This window comes from Enterococcus italicus DSM 15952, assembly GCF_000185365.1.
GTDB lineage: Bacteria > Bacillota > Bacilli > Lactobacillales > Enterococcaceae > Enterococcus_G > Enterococcus_G italicus.
In genome coordinates this window covers 2,136,863-2,143,717 of record NZ_GL622241.1, presented here as the reverse complement: position 1 = coordinate 2,143,717, position 6,855 = coordinate 2,136,863, and the positions used below count along the sequence as shown (strand labels likewise).

Sequence of the window (6,855 nt, the reverse complement as noted above, 5' to 3'; positions counted from 1 at the left end):
CTTTAGGAGGACTAAGTCCACTTCAATATCGGAAGAAACAAGGATTTATTTGTTAAAAAAGGTCCAGAAAAACATCCGCACCCCCCAATTGCAACGCAAAAGTACACAACTCCGCAAGAAGCCTAGGTTAAAATAAAAAGTCATTGCGGGCAACCTGAAATTCCTCTAAAGTTATGGTTCCGACACTATAACTGGAGGTAAGAAAAGGGTATACCCTAAATGATCAATATTAAAAAAATACTAAATTATAGATTTATTGTACGATATATTGTACAATAAATAGAAAGATAAATAAATGGGAGGGATTTATAATGGAAGCAGTAGCTTATTCTAATTTCCGACAAAATCTAAAAAGTTATATGAAACAAGTCAATGAAGATGCAGATACATTGATCGTCACTTCAAAAGATATTGAAGATACGGTGGTTGTACTTTCAAAAAGGGATTATGATGCTATGCAGGAGACTTTGCGAGTATTATCGAATAATTATGTGATGGATAAAATTCGAAGAGGAGATAAACAGTTTGAATCAGGAAATTTCACTACTCGAGAATTACTTGAGGTAGAAGAGGATGATTAAAGCTTGGTCAGATGATGCATGGAATGATTATATTTATTGGTATGAACAAGGAAATAAAATGAATATAAAGAAGATTAATAAATTAATCAAAGACATTGATCGTACACCATTTTCAGGAATTGGAAAACCAGAACCATTGAAACATGACTTGTCAGGGAAATGGTCAAGAAGAATAACGGATGAACATCGACTAATTTATGCTGTAAAAGATGAGACGATTTATTTTTATTCGGCAAGAGATCACTATTAAAAATATTCGTAATATGGTTCTGTTTCAAAGTTTAAAAACAAATCATACTACTACTTGTTTTACAATAAATTATGGTGGAATCCCTAGTAAAATTTTGATTTCAGTGCAGACTGAAAAGCCGAAGAGATTGCTTTCTTTTCGGCTTTTCTTATATATTCCTCAAATAGTTTCCATGCCCATAATCGTGGTAGAGGCAGTACGGATACTTTGGTAAAATTTACTGCGACGTTTGATTGGACGATGATCTTGTTCAATGAGATTATTGAGATATTTAACCGTTCTATGTTCTGTTTTTAGTATAGAATCCGTTTTTTGTAAATTTTTAACCACACTACCTATAGACGGGGCTTTATCTGTTACAAGAACCTTTGGCTCCCCGAATTGCTTCTTTAATCTTTTTAAAAAGGCATAAGCTGCTTGTGTATCTCGCTTTTTACGTAACCAAATATCTAAAGTTAGTCCATCTGCATTAATTGCTCGATGTAAATAGTGCCACGTTCCTTTGATTTTGATATAGGTTTCGTCCATTTTCCACGAATAAAAAGATTGTCTATTTTTCTTTTTCCAAATTTGATACAGGACTTTACCGTATTCCTGTACCCAACGGTAAATGGTTGTATGACAGACATTAATCCCACGGTCATAAAGAATTTCTTGAACTTCTCGATAACTTAGATGATAGCGAAGATAGTAACCTACAGCGACAATCATTACATCTACCTGAAATTGTTTGCCTTTAAAGTGATCCATCTTTTGTCCTCCAAGCTATCTTTTTTCTCTATTCTATCTTAAAATTAGTTTATCAGGAAATTTTGCAACAGAACCGTTCTGAATATGGTTTATCAAGTATGAAAGTTATTAATTCTGTTTTACGTTCTCACACTGGTTTGATTAGATTATATTTTGATGCAGTATATCAAGAAAGAAAATACGGTAGATTTAATGTTGATTATGAAACAGGAGAAATATTTAAGGGTAAAAAATGAAAATAGGAATTACTAAATGATTAAAAAATTAACTGAAATGAGTACACATCAATTAGGTCAAATTATGAATATTTGGTTGCATAGTAATATTGAAGCTCATAGCTTTATTTCAAGGGATTATTGGGTAGGTAACTATAATTTAGTTGAGCAGATGTTACCCAAATCAGACATTTATGTGTATTATCAAAATGATGAAATAATAGGGTTTCTGGGTTTGGATAATAATTATATCGCTGGTATTTTTGTCAAGAAGGAGTCACGCAACAAAGGGATAGGCAGAGAATTATTAAACGAAGCCAGAAAAGAAAAAAACGAATTGACTTTGTCTGTTTATAAAAAAAACGATAAGGCAATGAAATTTTATATGCGTAATGACTTTGTAGTTAAATCTAAATATGCTGAAAAAGAGACTGAGCAAGTATCGTATGATTTATTTTGGAAAAATACCTGAATCTGGATTTAAAGCTGACTGTATTATGGTCAGCTTTTTTTGTGGTTAAGCTGACATCAGCTTGCCCTGTTTATGCAAAATAAGAGTACATACAATTGAATACCACATGATAAGAATGAAGCGATAGAATCAGTTCCGAATACAAAAATTTCTGCATTGTGACTGCTTTTGGTAAGGGTTTGAAAGGCTTAGAAATCTACATGTGAAGTTCCTATTATGACATATTCATTCGTATTACCTCCATGTTTCCATATCTATCCAATCTAACTTGAATATTATACTCTATGTTAGTTATATTGTATCTGACTTTGTGAAAAAACAATATAATGATTTTAAATAAAATTTAAATTAATAAGTATAATATTTCTAATTATTTAGAACTACTACATAAACTTGATAGTAATCAAGTTTATGTCTCTTAAAAACTAATATACTGTGGTTGTACTAAAGTATAGGAGGGGTTTATATGCAACAGACTATTTTGAAACATAAAAATCATATTACAGTTATTAGTGGTCTATTCATTATTATAGGTTTTATTGCACATTTCATCTTTACCAATACGGTTATCTTTAATAGTGCTTTTATAATTGCTTCCATATTGGGTGTTATACCAATTGCAATACAGGCTTATCAGGCTATAAAAGTAAAAGTAGTGAGTATTGATATTTTAGTAACGATAGCCGTTATTGGTGCTTTCTTTATTCAAAATTACGAAGAGTCAGCTATTGTTACTTTTTTATTTTTATTTGGGTCATATTTAGAACAGCGTACACTTAAGCAAACAAGGTCTGCTATTAAAGAGTTGACGGAAATGGCTCCAGAGACTGCTTTTAAGCAATTGAACGAGGGACAATTTGAAGAAGTAGATATTGATAAAGTAGAGGAAGGGGATATTCTCTTAGTAAAAACTGGGTCCAAGATTCCAGTAGATGGTAGGGTAACTACTGGAAAAGGATATGTAAATGAGGCTAATATCACCGGCGAATCTTTACCTCTAAAGAAAGAGAAAGGTGACAAAGTATTTGCCGGTACCATTATGGATAATGGGACTATTCAAATAGTCGCTGATAGAATTGGGGAAGATTCTACATTTGGTCGAATTATTGAATTAGTAGAAGAAGCACAAGATTCTAAATCGGAAGCTGAACGATTTATTGACCAGTTCTCTCGTTGGTATACACCTGTGGTCCTTATCATTGGGCTATTAGTTTGGCTACTAACTAAAGATACAGCACTTGCGGTTACTGTATTAGTACTTGGTTGCCCAGGGGCCTTGGTCATTGGTGTACCTGTTTCAAATGTCGCGGGTATAGGAAATGGTGCAAAGAATGGAATTTTGTTTAAAGGTTCTGAAGTGATTAGTCATTTTGCGAATGTAGATACAATCCTATTTGATAAAACAGGTACCTTAACTGAAGGAAAGCCTGAAGTTAGCGAATTCGTTTACTATGGAAATAATCAAGAGGAGGATTTATCTCTATTATACTCGGTTGAAAGGGAATCTGATCATCCCTTAGCTGTCGCTATTACAAATAAATTAGCGCAATATAAACTAAGACCTGTAGATAATACGCAGGTTATAAAAGGTGGGGGTGTAATTGCTCACGTTGACGGACACATTGTTACAGTAGGGAATAAAACCTTAATGGAACAAGAAAATATACCACTATCTGATGATATTCTTAAAGAATTAGATAAATTAGAAAGAGCCGGTAGTTCAATTGTATTAACGGCAGTTGATCGTAAGTTAATTATTTTAATGGGAATCCGTGACCAAGTTCGAGCAGGTGTTAAACAAGACCTACAAAAATTAAAATCACTTGGTGTTAAAAATCTCATTGTATTATCAGGGGATAATCAAGGCACAGTTAATTTAGTTAAAAAGGAACTAGGATTAACCGAGGCTCATGGCGATATGCTACCTGAGGACAAGCAAGAATTTTTAAAAGAAAGACAGTCTACTGGTGAAATTGTTGCGTTTATTGGTGATGGTGTGAATGATAGCCCCTCTCTAGCTACTGCAGAAGTAGGGATAGCTATGGGAAATGGAACAGATGTAGCCATTGAAAGTTCAGATATTGTTCTAATGAATTCCAATTTTAATCGTCTCCCCCATGCTTTAGGTTTAGCTAAAGAGACATACGCGAATATGAGACAAAATATTCTGATTGCTGTTGGTGTGGTGATAATATTACTCTTTAGTTTAATATTCAGTGAATGGATGTCTATGTCAATTGGTATGTTAGTTCACGAGGCAAGTATTTTAGTCGTTATTTTAAATGCAATGAGATTAAGAGGATATCAATTAAAATAATTGATCCGTATCAATTTTTTTAAAAAAATACCTTATATAATTTATTTAAAGGAGTGATAGATATGACTAAAGCAACGTTAAAATTAGAAACATTAACTTGTCCATCATGTTTACAAAAAATTGAAAGTGGTTTAAAAAAGACAGCTGGTGTAGAAAAAGATTCTGTAAAAGTACTGTTCAATGCAAGTAAGGTAAAAGTAGATTTTGATGAAGAACAAGTCAATTTGAGTACAATTGAAAGAGCTATTGAAAACCTAGGATATTCAGTTATTAGTTCAAAAGTAAAGGAAGGTGTATAAAATGACAACAGCAAATGAAAGACAAGAAAAATTAGCTGCTGAAAAAGCATATAAAGAACACATTCATCATACAAAGATTAATGCTGCAGCTGTCATAGATCATATACTTGCTAATATCCATACCTTACATGTAAAATTACATCAATATCATTGGTATGTGAAAGGACCACACTTCTATTCGTTGCATACGGTCTTTGAAGACTTGTATAATGAAAATGAAGAATGGTTTGATCGCTTGGCAGAGCGCTTGTTAGCGGATGGTAACAAGGTAGCTTCGACAAGTGCTGAATTCCAAGAATATACAACTATTAAGGAAAGTCCAGCTGATAAGTATTTAGAGGCGGAAGAAATGGTGGCACAAATTGTAGAAGATTTCCGGTCTAACCGTGAATTCACCATCAAAGCCATTCGTTTGGCGCAAGAAGAGGCCAATGATGCGCTGGAAGATCAGTTGATTGCTTATAAAGATAGTTTGGATGTAAATATTTGGAAACTACAAGCATTTGTTGGAAAAGATGCTTTAGATGACGATGACTATATCGACTAAGATTAGTTAAGGAGGAAGGTTTATGGCTCACCACCATCACCATGGAGAAGGGCATACGACTTGTGTGCGCTTAGTGCCCATTTTTAACCATTTATCCGATGAACAAATGGATTTAATCGCGGCATCGGCGCATACGAGGAAAGTTTCAAAAAATGAATTGCTCTTTCGTGTCGGTGAAAAAGACGATACGCTCTATATTATTTCTTCGGGACGGATTCGAATCTACCAATTGAACGAGTCCGGTCGGGAGCAAACGATTCGCATTTTAAATCCTGGTGATTTTACGGGAGAGGTAGCCATTTTCCAATCGGATAAAAGACATCACAGTTATGCATTAGCAGCCCTGGATACGACCGTTTGTATGATTCGTAAGGCAGATTTGGATAATCATTTAGACAATTATCCTGAAATAACGCGCCGGATTTTGGCGGATGTGACTCGACGTTTGCAAGTATCGGAAAAACAAACGACTCAAGTGGGGATTGAAAATGTGGCATCGAGAATTGTAGCTTTTCTGGCTGATTATGTGGTAGACGAGAATAACCATACCTTTGTTGACTTACCTATGACGAGAAAGGACTTGGCTTCCTATTTAGGCACAACACCAGAAACGATCAGCCGGAAGTTCTCAGCTTTGGAAGAACAAGATTTGATTCGACAACATGCCAAGAATCGAATTGAAATTATGGATTTAGATGAATTGCTGTTTTCAGTAGAATAGAAAAAGAGCTTGCCAGATTAGAGTCTGACAAGCCTTTTTTGCAGGTCTTATTTAATTATTATTTTAAAGCATCTACCATTATTTTGCCGAAAGTTAACAAAAAACCCTATATTCAATTAGGAATTAGGGGCTTCTTCATTTTTCTTTATTATAAAATTATTCGTTAGGATCGTCTTCAGCATCTTCTTGCGTTGAATGAACTGTACCTGGAACATGATCTGGGCTAGCATAAATTGTATAAAGTTTTAAGGGTACATTTCCTTTGTTAGTAATATTATGCCATACACCAAGCGGTACAAACACAGCTTCATCTTCGCTTACTTTTTGTTCAAAAGATAAGTTATCCTCAGATGGTCCCATTTGGCATAGACCATCCCCTTGTTCGATACGGATAAATTGGTCATTTTCATTATGGACCTCCAGGCCGATATCTCCACCAACAGGAATTTCCATAACAGTTAATTGTAATTTCTCTCCAGTCCAAAGAGTAGTACGAAAATTAGTATTATCTAATGTTTCCTTCTCTATATTTATAACATAAGGTTTCTTGTCGTTATCAACATTACCGATTAAGAATTTATCATTATTCATATTTATCCCGCCTATACTCTAAATCTTATATCTTTAGCTAAATATTTCAAGTAAAAACACTTTATAATATATGATACAATATTCGTATATTATAAAGGAGGTTTCTGGATTT

The 6,855-nt window shown here is 33.9% G+C and carries 8 protein-coding genes and 2 pseudogenes; 8 read left to right on the top strand and 2 right to left on the bottom strand.

All coding sequences use genetic code 11. From position 1 onward, the window contains the following. Window positions 1-311 precede the first annotated feature (311 nt). Window positions 312-581 carry a type II toxin-antitoxin system Phd/YefM family antitoxin gene (locus tag HMPREF9088_RS09875; protein ID WP_007209109.1) on the top strand — a complete coding sequence of 90 codons (270 nt, stop codon included), beginning with the start codon at window positions 312-314 and terminating at the stop codon, window positions 579-581. Next, complete coding sequence (locus HMPREF9088_RS09870) at window positions 574-831, top strand: Txe/YoeB family addiction module toxin (RefSeq protein ID WP_007209108.1); 258 nt, start codon at window positions 574-576, stop codon at window positions 829-831. Before HMPREF9088_RS09875 ends, HMPREF9088_RS09870 begins: the two co-directional genes overlap by 8 nt. Window positions 832-900: 69 nt before the next feature. Here the strand turns inward: HMPREF9088_RS09870 and HMPREF9088_RS09865 are convergent. After that, window positions 901-1,581 (bottom strand): annotated as a pseudogene (locus HMPREF9088_RS09865) (IS6 family transposase). Between the two features lie 80 nt (window positions 1,582-1,661). Here HMPREF9088_RS09865 and HMPREF9088_RS12450 point away from each other — a divergent pair. From HMPREF9088_RS12450 to HMPREF9088_RS09840, 6 genes and pseudogenes are all read left to right on the top strand, one after another. Beyond that, window positions 1,662-1,817 (top strand): annotated as a pseudogene (locus tag HMPREF9088_RS12450) (replication protein); the annotation flags it as partial. Window positions 1,818-1,833: 16 nt separating this feature from the next. After that, entirely contained in the window at window positions 1,834-2,268 is a 435-nt protein-coding gene (locus HMPREF9088_RS09860; RefSeq protein ID WP_007209105.1) for a GNAT family N-acetyltransferase, read from the top strand. A gap of 466 nt (window positions 2,269-2,734) precedes the next feature. Continuing rightward, on the top strand, window positions 2,735-4,585 hold the full coding sequence (locus tag HMPREF9088_RS09855) for a heavy metal translocating P-type ATPase (RefSeq protein ID WP_007209104.1): 1,851 nt from the start codon (window positions 2,735-2,737) through the stop codon (window positions 4,583-4,585). A 62-nt stretch (window positions 4,586-4,647) separates the two neighbouring features. Then, window positions 4,648-4,884 (top strand): heavy-metal-associated domain-containing protein, encoded by a 237-nt coding sequence (locus tag HMPREF9088_RS09850; RefSeq protein WP_007209103.1) that lies wholly within the window; start codon window positions 4,648-4,650, stop codon window positions 4,882-4,884. Between the two features lies 1 nt (window position 4,885). Next, entirely contained in the window at window positions 4,886-5,431 is a 546-nt protein-coding gene (locus HMPREF9088_RS09845) for a Dps family protein (RefSeq protein ID WP_040366982.1), read from the top strand. 22 nt (window positions 5,432-5,453) lie between these two features. Then, window positions 5,454-6,152: a Crp/Fnr family transcriptional regulator gene (locus tag HMPREF9088_RS09840; protein ID WP_007209101.1), complete on the top strand. Its 699-nt coding sequence runs from the start codon at window positions 5,454-5,456 to the stop codon at window positions 6,150-6,152. 156 nt (window positions 6,153-6,308) lie between these two features. Here HMPREF9088_RS09840 and HMPREF9088_RS09835 read toward each other — a convergent pair whose 3' ends face one another. Further along, complete coding sequence (locus tag HMPREF9088_RS09835; protein WP_007209100.1) at window positions 6,309-6,743, bottom strand: cupin domain-containing protein; 435 nt, start codon at window positions 6,741-6,743, stop codon at window positions 6,309-6,311. Between the last annotated feature and the right edge of the window lie 112 nt (window positions 6,744-6,855).